15 protein-coding genes are annotated in these 17,624 nt (G+C 62.3%); 8 read left to right on the forward strand and 7 right to left on the reverse strand.

Translation table 11 applies throughout. The annotated features are described in order from the left end of the window. Window positions 1–244: 244 nt before the first annotated feature. Entirely contained in the window at window positions 245–1,435 is a 1,191-nt protein-coding gene (locus G8767_RS00620; protein WP_166809050.1) for an acyl-CoA dehydrogenase family protein, read from the forward strand. 72 nt (window positions 1,436–1,507) lie between these two features. Here the strand turns inward: G8767_RS00620 and G8767_RS00625 are convergent, their stop codons facing one another. Continuing rightward, entirely contained in the window at window positions 1,508–3,178 is a 1,671-nt protein-coding gene (locus G8767_RS00625) for a chitobiase/beta-hexosaminidase C-terminal domain-containing protein (RefSeq protein ID WP_166809051.1), read from the reverse strand. A gap of 181 nt (window positions 3,179–3,359) precedes the next feature. Between G8767_RS00625 and G8767_RS00630 the strand changes: the two genes are divergently transcribed. Beyond that, entirely contained in the window at window positions 3,360–4,250 is an 891-nt protein-coding gene (locus tag G8767_RS00630) for a LysR family transcriptional regulator (protein WP_166809052.1), read from the forward strand. Here the strand turns inward: G8767_RS00630 and G8767_RS00635 are convergent. Further along, complete coding sequence (locus G8767_RS00635; protein WP_166809053.1) at window positions 4,184–5,128, reverse strand: LysR family transcriptional regulator; 945 nt, start codon at window positions 5,126–5,128, stop codon at window positions 4,184–4,186. The genes G8767_RS00630 and G8767_RS00635 overlap by 67 nt on opposite strands. Window positions 5,129–5,315: 187 nt before the next feature. Between G8767_RS00635 and G8767_RS00640 the strand changes: the two genes are divergently transcribed. Genes G8767_RS00640 through G8767_RS00665 form a run of 6 tightly spaced genes read left to right on the forward strand, consistent with a single transcriptional unit; the run spans window position 5,316 to window position 11,404 of the window. Further along, on the forward strand, window positions 5,316–6,875 hold the full coding sequence (locus G8767_RS00640; RefSeq protein ID WP_166809054.1) for a long-chain-fatty-acid--CoA ligase: 1,560 nt from the start codon (window positions 5,316–5,318) through the stop codon (window positions 6,873–6,875). Continuing rightward, entirely contained in the window at window positions 6,872–7,918 is a 1,047-nt protein-coding gene (locus tag G8767_RS00645) for an MBL fold metallo-hydrolase (RefSeq protein WP_166809055.1), read from the forward strand. Before G8767_RS00640 ends, G8767_RS00645 begins: the two co-directional genes overlap by 4 nt. 37 nt (window positions 7,919–7,955) lie before the next feature. Further along, window positions 7,956–8,717, forward strand: coding sequence for a crotonase/enoyl-CoA hydratase family protein (locus G8767_RS00650; RefSeq protein ID WP_166809056.1), 762 nt, complete (start codon window positions 7,956–7,958; stop codon window positions 8,715–8,717). Further along, a complete protein-coding gene (locus G8767_RS00655) occupies window positions 8,714–9,526 on the forward strand; it encodes an enoyl-CoA hydratase-related protein (protein WP_166809057.1) in 813 nt (270 codons plus the stop codon). The genes G8767_RS00650 and G8767_RS00655 overlap by 4 nt, the downstream gene beginning before the upstream one ends. Window positions 9,527–9,556: 30 nt before the next feature. Then, window positions 9,557–10,459 carry a LysR family transcriptional regulator gene (locus G8767_RS00660; RefSeq protein WP_166809058.1) on the forward strand — a complete coding sequence of 301 codons (903 nt, stop codon included), beginning with the start codon at window positions 9,557–9,559 and terminating at the stop codon, window positions 10,457–10,459. 3 nt (window positions 10,460–10,462) lie between these two features. Then, the gene (locus G8767_RS00665; RefSeq protein WP_166809059.1) at window positions 10,463–11,404 is read left to right on the forward strand and encodes a LysR family transcriptional regulator; all 942 of its coding nucleotides are present in this window, start codon (window positions 10,463–10,465) and stop codon (window positions 11,402–11,404) included. On the opposite strand, the gene G8767_RS00670 is transcribed toward G8767_RS00665, so the two are convergent. From G8767_RS00670 to G8767_RS00690, 5 genes are all read right to left on the reverse strand, one after another. Beyond that, window positions 11,401–12,363, reverse strand: a complete 963-nt coding sequence (locus G8767_RS00670) for a nitronate monooxygenase family protein (protein ID WP_095973151.1) — start codon at window positions 12,361–12,363, stop codon at window positions 11,401–11,403. The two genes, G8767_RS00665 and G8767_RS00670, sit on opposite strands and share 4 nt — an antisense overlap. After that, window positions 12,360–14,015, reverse strand: a complete 1,656-nt coding sequence (locus G8767_RS00675; protein WP_166809466.1) for an AMP-binding protein — start codon at window positions 14,013–14,015, stop codon at window positions 12,360–12,362. The genes G8767_RS00670 and G8767_RS00675 overlap by 4 nt, the downstream gene beginning before the upstream one ends. A 41-nt stretch (window positions 14,016–14,056) precedes the next feature. Beyond that, on the reverse strand, window positions 14,057–14,821 hold the full coding sequence (locus G8767_RS00680) for an SDR family NAD(P)-dependent oxidoreductase (protein ID WP_124569201.1): 765 nt from the start codon (window positions 14,819–14,821) through the stop codon (window positions 14,057–14,059). A 54-nt stretch (window positions 14,822–14,875) separates the two neighbouring features. Further along, window positions 14,876–16,006, reverse strand: coding sequence for a thiolase family protein (locus G8767_RS00685; protein WP_095973154.1), 1,131 nt, complete (start codon window positions 16,004–16,006; stop codon window positions 14,876–14,878). A 134-nt stretch (window positions 16,007–16,140) separates the two neighbouring features. Beyond that, window positions 16,141–17,595, reverse strand: a complete 1,455-nt coding sequence (locus G8767_RS00690; RefSeq protein WP_172436749.1) for an MFS transporter — start codon at window positions 17,593–17,595, stop codon at window positions 16,141–16,143. Between the last annotated feature and the right edge of the window lie 29 nt (window positions 17,596–17,624).

Here is a 17,624-nt window from a genome sequence, read left to right on the forward strand (position 1 = left end):
CCGCGACCTGCTCACTCGAATATCCAGCACGCGTGGCGCGGTTGTCAACAGCAGGAATGACCTGTTCGGACATAGTTTCCGCCATACGGTTCGTATGCGAAATCGACTTTGACACATATACCGTTCGGGGATTGAATGGATGCAGCGTCTCTGCCGCACACACGTCGTGGTGGGATGAAAGTTCCTGGAGTCGAATCAGTTTCGTCGACAGGAGAGCACAAAGTACCGACTGACAGGTGGAACAGTGACTCGTTTGGCTCAGACGGCGGGATTGACCGAAACCCAGACCGATATCGTCGGGGCGGTACGCGAGTTCGTCGATCGGGTGGTCATCCCCGCGGCGCAGGAACTCGAACACACGGATACGTACCCGACCGACATCGTCGAGCAGATGAAGGACATGGGCCTGTTCGGTCTGACCATCGACCCCGAGCACGGGGGTATCGGCGAATCACTGCTCACCTACGCACTGTGTGTCGAAGAGCTGGCCCGCGGATGGATGAGCGTGTCCGGTGTCATCAACACCCATTTCATCGTGGCCCACATGATTTCCGCGCACGGGACGCCGGAACAGAAGGCGAAGTACCTGCCGCGTCTGGCTTCCGGGGAGCTCACCGGCGCTTTCTCCATGTCGGAGCCCGCACTGGGCTCAGATGTTGCTGCCATATCGACCAAGGCAAAGCGCACGGAGTCCGGCGATTACGTGATCACCGGGCAGAAGATGTGGCTGACCAACGGTGGTTCGTCGACGTTGGTGGCAGTCCTGGTCAAGACGGACGAGGGTGCGGAGAAGCCGCACAATAATCTGACGACGATATTGATCGAGAAGCCGGCAGGTTTCGGTGAGGTACTCCCGGGCCTGACCATTCCGGGCAAGCTCGAGAAGATGGGCTACAAGGGAATCGACACCACCGAGATGATCTTCGACGGTTTCGAGATCGGAGCGGAAGAGGTTCTCGGTGGCACCCCTGGCTTGGGATTTCGGCACATGATGGACGGTGTCGAGGTCGGCCGGGTCAACGTCGCCGCTCGCGCGTGCGGAATCGCCCAGCGTGCTTTCGAACTGGCTGTCACCTACGCCAAACAACGAGAGACGTTCGGCAAACCGATCGCCGAACATCAGGCCATCGCATTCCGGATCGCCGAGATGGGCACCAAAGTCGAAGCGGCCCATCTGATGATGGTCAATGCTGCCAGACTCAAGGACTCGGGCGAGCGCAACGACGTCGCAGCAGGTATGGCGAAGTATCTGGCGAGCGAATTCTGCTCGGAGGTCACACAGGACAGTTTCCGCATCCACGGCGGGTACGGCTACTCCAAGGAATACGAGATCGAGCGGTTGATGCGTGAGGCACCGTTCCTTCTGATCGGTGAAGGCACCAGCGACATCCAGAAGCAGATCATCAGCAAGGGCCTGCTGCGCACCTACAACTGAGCCGAGAAGCGGCACCGCGAACATGCGCGGTGCCGCTTTGTCGTGTCAGATCAGTAAGCGGACGGGTAAAAATCAGCGGGTGAAGGCCAGAGTCGTCACCGGTGACCGGTTACCGTATGCGTCAACGGCTTCGACACGGGCTTCGTATGCTGTGCCCGCTGCTGCATCGGGAATCGGAATGTCGAGGCTGTTCGGTCGTGGCATGAAGTAGAAGTCGGAGAGCACCTTCGACGAGACGACCTTCGCCCCGGTGGCTGTGTCCGTGATCTCGACGGCATAGTGATGGACCATCTGGTCGTCCTTCGCCTGCGCGATCCGTAGCGCTGCTTCACCGTTCGCTCCGGTGCTCACCGAGAGCGGGGTGGCCGTGGTGAATTCCGGTGCATTCGTGTTGCGTGCACCGGAGGTGTAGCGGAAGTTGTCCTTGATCTGCTGGTTGGTCGACCCGTCGAGTTCGACCGTCCACCCCGAGCCGCTCAGCGTGCCCGCGCTCGAGTACGGCGGCTGCCAGTTGGCCGACCACGCGCCTCCGGTGTAGATGTCGTGCTTGTCTGCCGCCATGTTGATGCGGTTGATTTCCGTGCGGTCCTGGTAGACCTCCACGAAGAGTGCTTGGGCAGTGGGTGATTCGAAACGGTTCGCGAGACCGGACTCGGTCACCATCTGGTAGCCGTGATCGATCTCGATGTACGACATCGAGCCGTCGTTGACCGACGTGAAGTCGCGCTGATGGATCGACCGGTCGTCGTTGTTGTTCAGGTGCGAGTGCCCGGAGAAGAAGATTGCCTGAGGGAAGGCACTCAAGTCTTCGGTCAGTCGAGGATTCGACGCCTGTTGGCCGTCCATGGCTGTGTTGCTTGCCGGCCGGTGTCCCTGGACCAAGATCGGCTTGGTCAGGTTTCCGGATTCCGAAGTGATTTCGGTCAGGCGGGACTTCAGCCAATTACGTTGCGCTGAATCATTGTTGTATGTCTCGGTGTTGACCGTGAAGAGATGGACACCGCTGACGTCGGATTCGTAGTATCCGCCACCGGAATCCGGGAACCACTCCGCCGGATATCCGGCTCTGATCGCCGCGAGACTTGCATCGTGATTGCCGTTGGAGATCAGGAGTTGTGTGTCGTTCATGCCCTTCCTGGCGAGGTTTGCCTGGAAGATTTCTGCGACGATCTTGTGGTCGGGCCCCTTGCCGTCTCCGTTGTCGTTGATCATGTCGCCGTTGGAGAGGATCGCGTCGGGTTTCGGGAAGATGGAACCGATTGTGTCGAAGAAGCTTTCGTACTTCTTGTCATTGTTCGCGTGATCGCCGACGTGGACGTCGGACATCACGACGACCTGAGCCAGCGGCTTTTCCGAGGTCTTGATCAGGTAGCCGAACGAGACGGCCGCGCTCGCGTGATCGCCGCGGAAAGCGGCGACAGTGACGTTGGTGTCCTGTGCGATCTGCAGCGGACGTCCCGGCGTGGCAGCTTGGCTGTCGGTGGTGGGTGTCGTTCCGTCCAAGGTGTAGCGGACGGTGGCGCCGCGCTCGGCGGTGAAGGTCAGGTCGACAGGGTGCTCGTACCGTCCGCCGGGGACGCTGACGCCGGGCGCTGCGGGTGGCGTGTTGTTCTCGCCCGAAGAGCTGCCCCATTCGAAGGACGAACTGCCCCAGCTGGGTTCGGCTTGGGATTCGGCGGGGGCGATGCCGGGAACGGCGAGAGCCGCGGTCACGGCTGCTATCGCGATGGTCGTACGTCTCACGAGGATTCCTTGTCTTCGACGCGGTGGTTCAGACCCATACGTAATTGGTCTGGACCAATTACGGTAGGCGGCGCCGGGTAGAAAAAGGTGTGTCCTGTATGTCCGACTAGTGAAGCGTGTATGAACACCGTCCGCGCTTGCCGGCGGTACTGTCGGCCGCGCTTATGGCAAAGTCGATGCCGTGGACCTACGTCAGATCGAGTACTTCCTTGCCGTTGCCGGTGGGGAGTCCTTGTCGACGGCTGCGCAGAATCTGTCGGTCACCAAGCCGTCGCTGTCGCAGGGTATTCGTGGTCTCGAGCGTGAACTCGGAGTCGAACTGTTTCACCGAGTCGGTCGTGGATTGGTTCTGACGGCGGCAGGTCGGGCGTTGGTAGGGCCGGCGAGGCAGATGATGCGCAGCAGTGCGGCCGCGTTCAACGTCGCGACCGGTACGGCCGACGAGCCTCGTGGGCGGCTCGACATCTGCTCCGCGGCACATGGTCTCGAAGGTCCGATCGCACGCATCGTGGCGGGCTTTCGTGAGCGATGGCCTGCTGTGACCGTTCGGGTCGGTGAACTGCCGCAGGATGCATCGTCTGAGCAGGTGTTGGCAGACGGCGCATGCGAGGTGGTCTTCAGCTATTGGCCACCCGACATGTCGGCGCTGTCCACGAAAGTGATCGGGGTGAACGAATACTGGCTGGCAGTGCCGTCGGGGGTTCATCCTGACGTCTGGCCGAATGGCGTGAAACCCGCTGCGGGAGAGCCGGTGTCATTGACGGCGTTGCCCGATCTCCCCGTGGTGGGTGTGCTCAAACACTCGCGGGCTCGGCTTGCCATCGAGTCGTCTCTGCAGGCCGCCGGGGCCCGGACTCGGATGTCGACGGAGTTGGCGCAGCGGGAGACCGTCGGCGCGTTCGTCTTTGCGGGTTTGGGTATGGCATTCATGGAGCGTTCGCTGGCCGAGAGATCGGTCGCGTCCGGCGCGGAGATATTTCCGGTGGAGCCGCCGATCTCTCTGAATTACGGCATCGAGTTCGATCCGGATACGCTCTCGCCGTTGGGCAGGCTGTTCGTGGACGGCTTGTGACGTGCGGAGACGTTCTCGATGTACGCAGACCCGGCCGGCGAGAGCGGGCCGTCGCGGTAGACCAAGATCGTCTGCCGCGTGATCGTTGGGAAAAGCGAACGAACCTCGGATGCTGGGGAGTCTTGTTCGGCGATCGATCTGGGCAGCAGCGCGGCGCCTACACCTTGCCCGACCATTTCCCGGACGGCAAGGCGATCAGGTACTTCCACGACGACGTTGGTGAGCTCCAGATCGTCGTCGATCGAATGCTCGCGCCGAAATGTCGATGCCTCGACCACCATCGGCAGGTGCGTAACCACGGCGCGCGGAACCGGATCGGGGAGGTCTGTGGCCAGGCGAACGGGGATCGACAAGACCGTTTCCTGGCTACTCACGGCAATTTCTCGAAGCCCGTCGGAGACATCGGTACCCGGGTGGGTCTCGAGAAACCCGAGTTCACACGTACCTGCTCTGACCAGTGCGCGCACGTCCTGCGCGTTCGCGACGGCGTTCGTGGAGAATCGAATTCCGGGTGCCGTCAGATGGAGGCGTCCGGCGACCTCTGCAACAGGGTCGATGGCAAGATCGGACTGAACAGCTATGGCGAGTTCCCCGGCGCGCAAAGCGGTTACCGCGGCCACGGCGGATTCGGCCCGAGCAACGTCGGCGAGCAACGCACGTGCAGAATCGGCAATTGCCAGTCCGACTGCGGTGGGAGCCAAACCGCGAGTGGTGCGCTCGAAGAGTGTGGCTCCGAGTGCTCGTTCGAGGTTGCGTACGGCCTGCGAGAGTGACGGTTGCGAGATACGCAGGACGTCCGCGGCGGCGGTGACGCTGCCGTGATCGACAACGGCGACGAGATACTGTGCGCTGCGTATGTCCATCCCGGGTGCCTGCATCTGACAAATTCTCCCAGATGACGGCGCCCTGGCGGTGGTGACTTACTGCGACCTGCAGACATAGGTCTGAGCTATGGCTCTGTGCGCCTTCTCGTCTTTGTGGCGCAGGCCATAGCGATGGTCGACTGTTCCAGTACCACCGACCGCGGTTCGTGCTCGGTGAGTACCTGGAACACAGGAGCGTGATGTGAGCGAGCTTCACCTACCCAACCGGATACGCCACTCGGCGTCGACACGGCCGTCCGATCCGGCGATCACGTGCGGCGACCGAACAGTGACATGGGCTGCGCTGGATGGCGAGACCAGTGCCTTGGCGAGTGCGCTGGCGGGAGTGACCGCAACGGGTGCTCGCGTCGGTGCGCTACTGCGGATGGGGCTCGAAGGTGCGGAAACCTTCATCGCGTGTGCGAAGGCGGGCGCAGTGTTCATCCCGTTGAACTGGCGGCTCAACCCACTCGAACTCGTCGACATCGCCGAGGACGCGGAGCTCGACGTCTTGATCGTCGACGACGAGTTCGCCGCGGGGGCGGCGGCGATGTCCTCAGCGTTGCCGGACATCGAGGTCGTAACCGTGGGAGCTGAAGGGGGTCTGCCGGATTCGCGAACCTGGGCGGAGTTTTTGGCGACAGGGACCGGCGTCGACCCCGGACAGGGGCACGATCCGGACGCAGCAGTTCTGCAGTTGTACACGTCCGGGACAACCGGCCGGCCCAAGGGCGTCGTGGCCACGCACCGGAATCTGTACAACGAGCCCGAGGGGTTCGACGTCTACGAATTCGGTTCGGATGCAGTCGCACTCGACGCACTTCCCCTCTTTCACATCGCCGGTGCCGGCTGGATGAGTACGTGCTTGTCGGCCGGGGTCCCTTTGGTGCTGCTCGGAGACCTGGCGCCGGCTCGGGTCGCTGATGCCATCGCGACTCACCACGTCACCCACGCATTTCTGGTACCTGCCGTCATTCAGACGCTGGTAGATCTGCCCACTCTCGACAGTTTCGATCTGACCAGCCTGGAGGTGGTCGCCTACGGGGCGTCGCCGATCACTCCGGCACTCCTCGCTCATGCGATGGCTGTCTTCAACTGCAAATTCGTCCAGCGATACGGGATGACCGAGACAACGGGTTCGGTATCCGTCCTTCGTGCTTACGACCATCACGTAAGCGGACCGCGTTCGGAGTTGCTCCGATCTGCGGGAAAACCGATGATCGGCGTCGAGATCTCCATTCGAGACGTCACCACTGGTGAGGTATTGCCGCCCAACAAATCCGGTGAGATCGTCGCGCGTAGTAGAAACAACACTCGCGGGTACTGGCGACGTGAACGAGAGACGGCGGAATTGTTCACTCAGGACGGCTTTCTCCGAACGGGGGACGCCGGCCATCTGGACGACGAGGGGTATCTGTTCGTCACCGACCGCCTCAAGGACATGATCATCACCGGCGGTGAGAACGTCTATCCGATCGAGGTGGAATCCGTTCTGGCCGAACACCCCTCGGTCGCCGAGGTCGCGGTGGTCGGGGTTCCCGACAAGCGCTGGGGTGAATCCGTCACCGCGGTGGTCAAACTGGTCGACGGTGCCGACATGCCAAGCGTCGACGAGTTGATCGCTTTCAGCACAGCGAAGTTGGCGTCGTACAAGAAACCTCGCCAGATTCATTTCGTGGACTCCCTACCTCGCAACGCGAGCGGAAAACTGCTCAAGTCGAGCCTGCGGACCATGCTGAACGCGAGCGGAGAAGCATCATGATCGTGACCGAAGACGTCGGTGTCGCACAACGTGAGGCGTGGGCGAACAAAGTTCTTCCACCGGTGGAACAAGTGCGGGACGGATTGTGGTCGATCCCTGTTCCCATGCCGGACAACCCTTTGCGCTACGTACTCGTCTACGCACTCGCGCTCGACGACGGACTTGCCCTCATCGACGTCGGCTGGGATCACGAACAGTCGTGGCAGGCTCTCGTCGACGGCATTACATCGATCGGATACCACGTTTCCGAAGTGCGCTATGCGGCAATCACCCACCTGCATCCCGATCACTTCGGCCTGGCACCGCGTCTTCGGCAGGTCAGCGGCGCGACGCTTGCGATGCACGTGGCCGATGCGACGCTTCTCGGATACCATGGTCCCGAGCAGACCCGCGACGACATCACCGGCTGGAACCTGCAGTTGTCCGAACTCGGTGCACCGGCCGAAGTGCTCGACGCGTCTCGGGTCGACCTGGTGCGGTTCGCTGAGCACGAAACCATCGACGTTGTTCTGGGAGAGGGGGATTCACTCGACCTACCCGGTTGGAATCTCCGGGCCCAATGGACACCGGGGCACACTCCCGGACATCTCTGCTTCGTGGAAGAGGACAGAGGCTTGTTGTTCAGCGGCGATCACATGCTGCCGAGGATCAGCCCGAACATCTCCACGATTCCCGGTGAACTCGAGAACCCGCTTCATCGTTATCTTCTTTCGCTCGAGGCGACGACGACACTGGGCGAATGCGAAGTGCTTCCGGCACATGAATATCGATTCCGTGGGATCGCCGATCGTGCACGTCAACTGATGGGGCACCACGAGGAGCGATTGGCGGAGATCGTGGCTGCGGTGCAGGCTGAGCCCGAATCCACGGCCTGGGAACTCTCGCGCACGATCTCCTGGTCTCGCCCGTTCGACCAGATGCCGCCGCGACTACTTCGCTTGGCAGTTCGCGAAACCCATGCTCATCTTGTTGTTCTGGCCAAGCGGGAGATCGTGACACCGTCCGGCGGCACGCCCGTGCGCTGGAGTCTTCGCGCGCAGTGACCTTTCAAGAATCTCATCACGGAAGTAGGAACCGAACATGAGCGTCGTGCTCACCGACTTCGCCGACGGCGTTGCCGTCATCACCCTCAATCGTCCCGAGGCCAAGAACGCGGTCAACCTGGACCTCGCAAAGGCACTCGCAGCCGCGATCGACGAGTTCGAGGAACGGTCCGATCTCACCATCGGAATTCTGACCGGAGCCGGTGGAACCTTCTGCGCCGGTATGGATCTGAAGGGTTTTGCCCGCGGGGAGCGGCCATCGCTGCCGGGTCGTGGATTTGCCGGTCTGACCGAGGCTCCGCCGTCGAAGCCGCTGATCGCAGCCGTCGAAGGTTGGGCACTCGCCGGCGGTTGTGAACTGGCCTTGGCGGCCGACTTGATCGTGGCATCCACGGACGCGAAATTCGGCCTGCCCGAGGTGAAGCGGGGGCTTGCCGCGGCGGCCGGCGGACTCTTACGTCTGCCGAAAATTCTCCCGTACCAGTTGGCCATGGAAATCGCGATCACGGGGGATCCGCTCAGTGCCACCGTGGCGCATCATCATGGCTTGGTCAATCGGCTCGCCGAACCGGGACAGGCGTTGACCGTCGCACGCGAGCTTGCGGCCCGAGTAGCGGCAAATGGTCCACTGGCTGTGCGGGCGACCAAGCAGGTACTGGCAATGTCCGCCAAGTACACCGATCCGGACGCCTTTGTCGCGCAACGCGAATTCATCGATCCGGTCTTCACCTCACGTGACGCCAAGGAAGGCGCCACGGCATTTGCCGAGAAGCGCTCTCCCGTGTGGAGCGGTTCATGAGTGCCGAGACGATAGAGCGCGCGGCCGTGAGCATCGAACGTGACGGTGCTGTCGCGACGATTGTTCTCTGTCGGCCGCAACGCCGCAACGCTCTCGATCTCGACGCCTGGATCGCTCTACGTGAAGCAGTCCTCGAACTTCAAGAGGACTCGCAGATTCGCTCTGTGATCCTGACCGGCTCGGACGGGACCTTCTGTGCGGGATCCGATCTGGACAAGCGTGGCTCGTCGCACCCGCTCGATCGCATGCGTGTCATCAACGCAACGGCGATCGCACTGGGCGAGTTTCCCAAGCCTCTGGTGGCGAAGGTCGACGGGTTTGCCGTCGGAGCCGGATGGAACATGGCGTTGCTCTGCGACTTCGTCGTGGCAGCCAAGGGTGCGAAGTTCAGCCAGATCTTTGCCAAACGGGGGTTGTCTGTCGACTTCGGGGGTTCGTGGATCCTGCCGAGACTGGTCGGCCTCCAACAAGCCAAGCGACTGGTGATGCTCGCCGAGACGATCGACGCACAGGAAGCCTACGAGCTCGGGTTGGTGACGTATCTGGTCGAACCGGCCGAACTGGACGAACACACGTCCACACTGGCGCAGCGGCTCGCCGACGGTCCGCCGGCCGCACTGAGTCAGTCTGCTGCGATGCTCGAACATCACACCTCACTCTCGTTGCGGGAAGCCTTGGACAACGAGGCGAGGGCCCAGGCGGTCAATTTTGCGACGGATGCTACCGACGCGGTTCGTGCCTTCGTGGAAAAGCGGGAGCCGGTCTTCACCGGTGAGTGGGCCGTACCAGGGGTAACTCGGGTGGAGTGAGCGTCAGATCGCTGGTCGTATGATGGATGAGTGGATCTGCACTTCGTTACCTACTTCGTCGCTGTTGTCGACCACGGTGGGATAACGAAGGCCGCTCAGGCTCTCTACATTTCGCAGCCCTCGCTGTCACAGGCAATTCGCACGCTCGAGCGTCGACTCGGCGCCACGCTCTTCGACCGGACCGGTAGGCGGTTGGTTCTTACCGACGCGGGCCGCACGTTCGATCTCGCGGCCAGGAGAATCCTTGCCGACGTCGAGCGCGCGAAGGCGAAAGTGACCGCCGTTCGCGAACTCGAGTTCGGCCGGGTGGACGTCGTCTCGTACTCGGCGTTCTCGATCGATCCGATGGTCGATTTGGTCAGGCGATTCCGCACCAACTTCCCCAAGATCGTCGTGCGCGTTCTCGACACGTACGGCCCGGCCGGGGTCGACAATGCGTTACGGCGAGGGTCGGCCGAGGTCGGCGTCACCGATCTGAGTATCGGGTACGAAGGTTTGGTCACGGCTCCGATTGCCACTCAGGAGTTGGTACTCGCCACCCATGCGTCGTTGTCCGGCCGGCTTGCAACGCCGTTGACGGATCCGGTTCCGCGAGCGCTCTTGCACAGTTTGCCGCTGGTGGTCGATCTCGGTGATCAATCGAATCAGTTCCGGGGTCTACTCAGCGAAGGCGCCGAAAACGTAGTCGTGGACTGCGTCCATCCTGTGACCACGTGGGAACTCGTGCGTCGAGGGATCGGCGCCACTGTCGTGCCGAGAAGGGTTGCACAGCAGCAGATGACAGACGTCTGCGCCTTCTCCTTCGATCCGCCGCTGACACGCGACGTCGGCATCGTCTATCGCTCGGGCGAGCAATCTCCGGCGGCCGCTGCATTCATCGCGACGGCTGCGGAAATGGCTACCTCCGCCGTTCCGTCCGAGGAAGAGGAGTGAACTGTGGAGTTCCGGCAGATGGAGTACTTCCTCGCGGTCGTCGAGAACAAGGGGATCAACGGCGCCGCAGCGGCTTTGGGAGTTGCTCAGCCGACCGTGTCACAAGCGTTGCGCGGGCTCGAACGTGAACTGGGAGTGAGGCTGTTCCATCGCATCGGGCGCGGCATGGTGCTCAGTGCGGCCGGTCGCAGCCTGGTCGGCCCGAGTCGACAGGTCCTGCGAGACGTAGCTGCGGCGGCTGAACAGTTGACGGCATCCGATGGCGCCATCGTCGGTCGCCTCGACATCATGGCTTTCCCGGCACTGACCTCGGGGACGATCGTCGATCTGATTGCGGAGTTCTGTCGACGGTATCCGCAAGCACGAGTCAGATTCTCGGAACTCGAGCGTGAGGACAATCTGGAAAGTCTCATCCGGGACGGCCACTGCGAATTCGCGGTGGCTCATCTGCCACTGGAGGCGGGAGAAGGGCTCGAGATCGTCGAATTGGGGGAGCAGGAGTACCGCCTGGTCTACCCGGCGGGAACCGAACTACCCGAGGGACCGGTACGCCTTTCGGAAATGCCGGAGATTCCCATGGTGTTCGTTCCTCGCGGGGCAGCGATGGGTGACGCGATAGAAGATTCGATCCGAAAGGCCGGTACCAGAACGGAACTCGCGGTGGTGACCGAGCAACGGGAGTCGCGGCTCCCGATGGTCATCGCCGGGCTCGGCGGTTCGTTGGTCGAGCGCTCGGTGGCCAAATCGATGCCAGGTCAGGTGGTGGAACGGGCCTGTGAGCCGAGATTCCTGCGTGCGTACGGTCTCGCCTTCGACCCCTCGACACTGTCGCCGGTGGGACAGGTATTCGTGAACCTGGTCCACGAGTACCTGTCCGACGAATCCCTGCCTGACGAATCCCTGCCTGACGAACGCCTGCCTGACGAACGCCGGTCACAGCACTAGAGTCGGCAGATACGTTCTCGAGCGGCAGCGTACTCGGCGGCGAGACGCTCTACTACTGCATGCGTCGGAAGGACTGCGTCGATCGCTCCGATGCCCTGTCCGGCGCCCCAGATGTCACGCCACGCCTTGGTATCGGTGTCGGTGGTCGCGAAACTCATTGCGGATGGATCGGATTCGGCCAGGTTGTCGGGGTCCAAGCCGGCGGCAACGATGCTGCCTCGCAGGTAGTTTCCGTGTACTCCGGTGAACAGGTTGGAATAGACGATGTCGGATGCCCCTGAACCCACGATCATCTCCTTGTACGCAGGATCCGCGTTGGCCTCTTCGGTGGCGATGAAAGCCGAACCGACATAAGCAAGGTCGGCACCGGCCGCGAGCGCAGCGAGAACCGAATCGCCATGAGCAATAGCCCCCGACAGCAGTAGCGGACCGGCGAACCACTCACGAATCTCACGAATCAGGGCAAACGGCGACTGCCTACCGGCATGACCACCAGCCCCGGCAGCCACCGCGATCAGTCCGTCGGCGCCCTTCTCGATCGCCTTGCGTGCAAAACGATTGTCGATGACGTCGTGAAGGACGATTCCACCGTATGCGTGGACTGCGTCGTTGATGTCGGTGCGAGCGCCGAGGGACGTGATGACGATCGGGACCTCGAACTCGGCGATGGTCGCCAGGTCCTCTTCCAGGCGGTTGTTGGACCGGTGGACGATGAGGTTGACGGCAAATGGCGCCGACGGATTCTCCGGGTGCTCACGATCATGTTCCTCACGAGCCACGGTGATCAGTTTGAGCCAATCCCGAAGTGCCGACTGCGGACGAGCATTCAGTGCCGGGAAGGACCCGATGATCCCGGCGGTGCACTGCGCGATGACGAGGTCAGGAGTCGAAATGATGAACATCGGTGAAGCGAGAACCGGGACACGCAGTTGCGACGTCAGGTCTGCGAAGGTCGTCACCTGGAACCGCCTTTCTGATCGACGGATTCGAGAAGTCTCGAGCGGAGGTCGGTCTTGAGAACCTTACCGGCAGCCGATGTCGGGAGGAGTTCTACCTCGACGACTTCGCGAATCTTCTTGTACGGCAATACCTGCTCGGCGACAAACGCTTTGATCTGCTCGGCGTCGAACTCGGCGCCCGGAATCATCACCACGAAGGCTACGGGCTCCTGGCCGTTGCTCCCCACTTCGCGGCCGACGACCGCAGCAGTCGAGATCGCCGGGTGCGAAACCAGAATCTCTTCGAGTTCACGCGGATAGACGTTGTACCCCTTGTAGATGAGCATGTCCTTTGCCCGGTCACAGATGAAGAGATATCCGTCCGAGTCCAGGTACGCGATGTCTCCGGTATCCAACCAGCCGTCGACGAACTGTTCTGCGGTGGTTTCCGGGTGTCCGAGATAGCCGTCGGTGACCTGAGGTCCACGCACCCACAGTTCGCCGCGTTCGTTCTCGCTCAGAACAGTCTTTCGGTCGAGCTGATCGCGAATCTGGATTTCGGTGTCGAAGATCGGGAGGCCGACGCTGCTCTGCCGGTACTGCGAGCCGTTGATCAGCGGAGCGGCCGTGACCACACAGGTGGCCTCGGTAAGCCCGTACCCCTCGACGACGAGCGCTTTGGGAAATGCCCGGCGGAGTGCGGCGAGGGTGACGCTGTCGATCGGGGCAGCGCCCGAAGAGACGACGCACACGCTGTCGGTGTTGCGCACCGTGGCGTCGGGATGAACCGACAGTGCGTGCCACATGGCGGGAGACCCGGTGAGATAGGTGGCCTCGTGCTTTTCGATCAGCTCGAGCATGCGGCCGGGTTCGAACCGACCGGCAAATACCTGGGTGAGACCGGAAATCAACAGGAACGACGTGTTGAGCAATGAATGTGCGTGGAAGAGAGGTGAGACGACGATGGTCGCCCCGGTCCCCGGCGTCGGACCGAGCACGTCGAGGCCTTCGATGCGTCGAGGCGTGACGAGACCGTCAGGACCTGCTTCCAACTCGTGCCCGGTTCTCCACCCACACATCTGCGTGATGTTGCCGACGACGTTGCGGTGAAGAACACGAACACCTTTGGAGACTCCGGTGGTTCCGCCGGTGAACGCGATGTGTGCGATGTCGTCGCTACGAACGGAGGCAGGGGTGAATTCGGTGGGTAGATCGGCGATGAAGGTGTCGAACGCGACGACCGACTCCGGTGTATCGAGCGTGCCCTCGGTGTCCTGAACCATCACGATCGTACGTACGGAGGTTCCTGAAGAGGCTGCAAGCAGTACGTGCAGCTGCGAACTCTGAGTGACCGCAGCAACGGCGGACGTCTCCTCGATCTGCTTGCGCAGTCCGAGTTCTGGCTGCAGCGGGTTGACCAATGTCACGGTCGCCCCGGCCTGCAGGCAGCCGTAGTAGGCCTGCAGGAACTCGACACAGTTCCCGAGATGTAGCAACACGACATCGCCGACGCCGACCCCAGCCCGCCGCAGTGCACCGGCGAATTGCGCACTGCGCTGCCCGAGTTCGCGGAACGTGCACGTGCGCTCGCCGTCCACGACGGCGAGGCGATCACCGTACAGTGCCGCCATGCTGGGTGCCCAGTACGCCATGGTCGTATCCGGGTAGTGCATGTTGTGGCGCAGTTGTGGATTGGCGATCACGCTGGTGCCCGTCACCGGGGAGCCATTCGGATAGCGCCGTCGAGTCTGATGGTTTCGCCGTTGAGATAGCCGTTCTCGAGCATCGAGACGGCGAGCTGGCCGAACTCGTCCGGGCGACCCAGCCGTGAGGGGTTGGGAACCGAGGCTTCGAGGGCCGTGCGCACGTCTTCGCGCAGGCGCGCCAGCAGGGGAGTGTCCATGATGCCGGGAGCAATGGTGTTGACGCGGATTCCGCGGCTGGCGAGATCGCGGGCAGCGGTGACCGTCATACCGACGATGCCGGCTTTGGACGCTGTGTAGTTGATCTGACCGATCTGACCTTCGAATGCTGCGACCGACGCCGTCATGATGACGGCACCTCGCTCACCGTCCACGGCGTCGAGTTCCGCCATCCGTTCGGCGCCGAGACGGAGTGCGTTGAACGAACCGACAAGATTCAGCTTGACGACGAACTCGAAATCTTCGACCGATCCGGCTTTTCCGTCCTTGTCGAGAATGCGCATGCGACGTCCGGCACCCGCGCAGTGGACGACGCCGCGAAGGCCGCCGCGCTCGTGCGCCGCGTCGAGTGCTTCGGCGAACTGTTCGCTGTCGGTGACGTCGGCCGGGGCGAATTGTGCGGCAGCTCCGAGATCGGCCGCCACCTGCTTACCGTCGGACGAAGGCAGATCGATCAATGTGACCTGCGCTCCGGCGTCGAGCAGTCGTCGAGCGGTAGCCAGGCCGAGACCTGAAGCGCCGCCGGTGATCGCGGTGGAAAGTCCCTCGAGTTTCATGAATCAATTCTTCTTTCCTGCTGGATGACGTGTCGGCCCGAAAGCGTTGTCGGGTCAGATCAATTCGAGAATGGTCGCATTGGCCATGCCGCCGGCCTCGCACATCGACTGGAGTCCGTATCGAATTCCGTTGTCGCGCATGTGATGTGCCAGGCGAGTCATCAAGATCGCGCCGGATCCGCCGAGTGGGTGGCCGACCGCGACAGCGCCGCCGAGAGGATTCACACGATCGATGGCTGCGCCGGTTTCAGCCTGCCAGGCAAGGGGGACGGGGGCGAATGCCTCGTTGATCTCGAACGCTCCGATGTCGTCGATGGACAGGCCGGAGCGATCCAATGCCTTTGCGGTGGCGGCAATCGGACCGGTGAGCATGATGACCGGGTCGTCGGCTGCGACCACTGCGGTGTGAATACGGACGAGCGGCTTCCACCCGCGTGCGCGGGCGTACTCGCTGGTCGTGACGAGTGTGGCGCCCGCCCCGTCGGAGATCTGAGAAGAGTTGCCGGCGTGGATGACACCGTCGGCGTCGAAGGCCGGGGGCAACTTCGCGAGCGACTCCAGACTTCCACCTCGCCGAATGCCTTCGTCCTGGGACAAGCCGGCGATCGGAGTGATCTGCCCGGTGAATGCTCCTGCATCGGTGGCACGGCCCGCGAGTTCGTGTGAGCGGAGGGAATATTCGTCCAGAGCCGTTCGAGTGAGTGCCCATTTCCGGGCCATCATCTCGGCGCCGGTCCCCTGGCTGAAACTGTCCACACCGTAGCGTTCGAGTACCGAAGCCGGGAAATGCTCACCGTTCTTGCTGGCGGTTCCCATCGGAACTCGCGACATCGATTCGACGCCTCCGGCTACGACCACGTCGTTCTGCCCGGAGATGACGGTGGCCGCAGCAAAGGAAACTGCCTGCTGGCTCGATCCGCAGGCCCGTGTCAGTGTCACGCCGGGAACGCTGTCGGGCCAGCCGGCGGCGAGTGCTGCTGTACGGGCGATGCTTCCGGCCTGTTCGCCGACCTGACTGACGCATCCCCAGATCACGTCGTCGACCGTCGCCGCGTCGAGTCCGGTCCGTTCAGCGAGTGCACGCAGCACATGTGCAGACAGTTCGGCCGGATGGATCTCCGAGAGGGCGCGGCCGCGACGGCCGATCGGTGTACGTACTGCGTCGACGATGACGGCATCTCGCATGTATCTCTCCTGCTGTTCGTGCCCGGTTCTGCGACTGTGCGGTCGGGGCGTGCCTCGAGTCGATCACGAGCGGGTCGACCCGGCAATGTCTTTCGGTGAATAGCTTTGTTAGCGAATGGCTATACGTGGAGTACTCAGCCGCGAATGAGCTTGCGATCGCGCTCGGGATTGGCGAAGACGAGGACCAGAACCGCGGCGATGACTCCGATGACGCCGATTGCCTGGAAGGACTGGGCGTAACCGTCGGCCGGGGTTGCAGCGTTGTCCACGATGACTCCCGTTGCGTAAGGAGCGATCAGGCCACCGATCGACATGATGGCGAGGAAGAATCCCATCGTTCCGGCAGTCTGCTGCGGCGGGCACAGTTCCGAAATTGCAGCGTTGATGAGCGGGAAGGTGATTGCCGAGAACCCGTAGCCGATCGAGACCATGGCGACAGCGACGATGGGAGTGGAGATCTGTGGCAGGAACAGGAGAATCGATCCGCAGATCAGAACGCCGACGCAGGGAACGATGACGCGGACCGTGCGAGAAGTGAAGCCGCGGCCGATCAACTTGTCCGTGACGGAACCGGAGGTGATCATGAGGACGAGACCGACGATCGAGGGCAGCGCGAACATCGAACCGGCTTGCATCGCACTGTATCCGAGGCCGACCTCGAAGTACGACGGCAACCAGGTGAGAACGACGGTGGTCAGCGCGTAGATGGTGGCGATGAGGAAGCAGCAGCTGACGAAGGTGCGGGAGAGCAGGATCTTGCGCCACGGAACGTTGGGCTCGGTGACCGTCTTCGTGGCTGCCTCGGTTGCTTCTGTATCCGCAGTCTTTGTCGCCTTGACGGCCTTGCTCGTGTACGGGCCCTCGGACCAACCGGCCAACCAGCAACCCATCCACACGAGACCGAGAACGGAGAGCGAGAGAACCGCTGCGCGCCAGCCGTAATGAACGGCGATGAAGGTCAGTACCGGCGCGAGGGCGATCTTTGCCACAGAGGCGGATCCGGCGAGCATTGCGCCGGGAAGGCCGCGCTTGGCCGGCGGGTGCCACGAGTACGCCGCGGTGTGCATCAGCGCCGAGCTGGGACCCTCGGCGAATCCGAGGAGCATACGCGAGACGATCAACATCGCGAGGCTGGCGCCGAGAACGAGGGGGAGCATGACCACAGACCAGATTGCGGCCAGGATCAACAGTGCCCAACGTAGGGTCAGGTACTTGTTGAGTGGTCCGGCGAGGAATCCGCCGATGCAGAACATCAGGAAGAAGAGCGAGCCGACCATGCCGATTTGCGAAGACTTCAGTCCGAGCTCACGAGCGAGGGGCTGAGCGATGATTCCGAGGACTGCCTTGTCCGCGTAGTTGACGATGTAGAGGAAGACGACGAGCCCGGTCATCGTCCACGCACGCTTGCGGGTACCGAAGACGGGGACTGCTGACGAATCTGGCGTTGCTGTTGCTTCGGGCTGGACGTCGTTACGCTGTGGCGCGATGGGGGTCACGTGGCGTCCCTTCGAGACTGGTGGGCGGATGCGATCGTGCTCGAAGCGCGGCCTCGAAGCGATCGATGGTGTTGTGTTTGCCGGCTGACCCATTCAACGTGTTCTGGATCACTTTGGGCAAT

It is taken from the genome of Rhodococcus sp. IC4_135, from assembly GCF_011602025.1.
GTDB lineage: Bacteria > Actinomycetota > Actinomycetes > Mycobacteriales > Mycobacteriaceae > Rhodococcus_F > Rhodococcus_F baikonurensis.

Coding starts and splice junctions, on each gene's coding strand:
- G8767_RS00635 (WP_166809053.1), bottom strand. CDS start 5,128: ATGCAGGCACCCGGGATGGACATACGCAGCGCACAGTATCTCGTCGCC.
- G8767_RS00645 (WP_166809055.1), top strand. CDS start 6,872: ATGATCGTGACCGAAGACGTCGGTGTCGCACAACGTGAGGCGTGGGCG.
- G8767_RS00650 (WP_166809056.1), top strand. CDS start 7,956: ATGAGCGTCGTGCTCACCGACTTCGCCGACGGCGTTGCCGTCATCACC.
- G8767_RS00655 (WP_166809057.1), top strand. CDS start 8,714: ATGAGTGCCGAGACGATAGAGCGCGCGGCCGTGAGCATCGAACGTGAC.
- G8767_RS00675 (WP_166809466.1), bottom strand. CDS start 14,015: ATGCACTACCCGGATACGACCATGGCGTACTGGGCACCCAGCATGGCG.
- G8767_RS00680 (WP_124569201.1), bottom strand. CDS start 14,821: ATGAAACTCGAGGGACTTTCCACCGCGATCACCGGCGGCGCTTCAGGT.
- G8767_RS00685 (WP_095973154.1), bottom strand. CDS start 16,006: ATGCGAGATGCCGTCATCGTCGACGCAGTACGTACACCGATCGGCCGT.
- G8767_RS00690 (WP_172436749.1), bottom strand. CDS start 17,595: ATGGGTCAGCCGGCAAACACAACACCATCGATCGCTTCGAGGCCGCGC.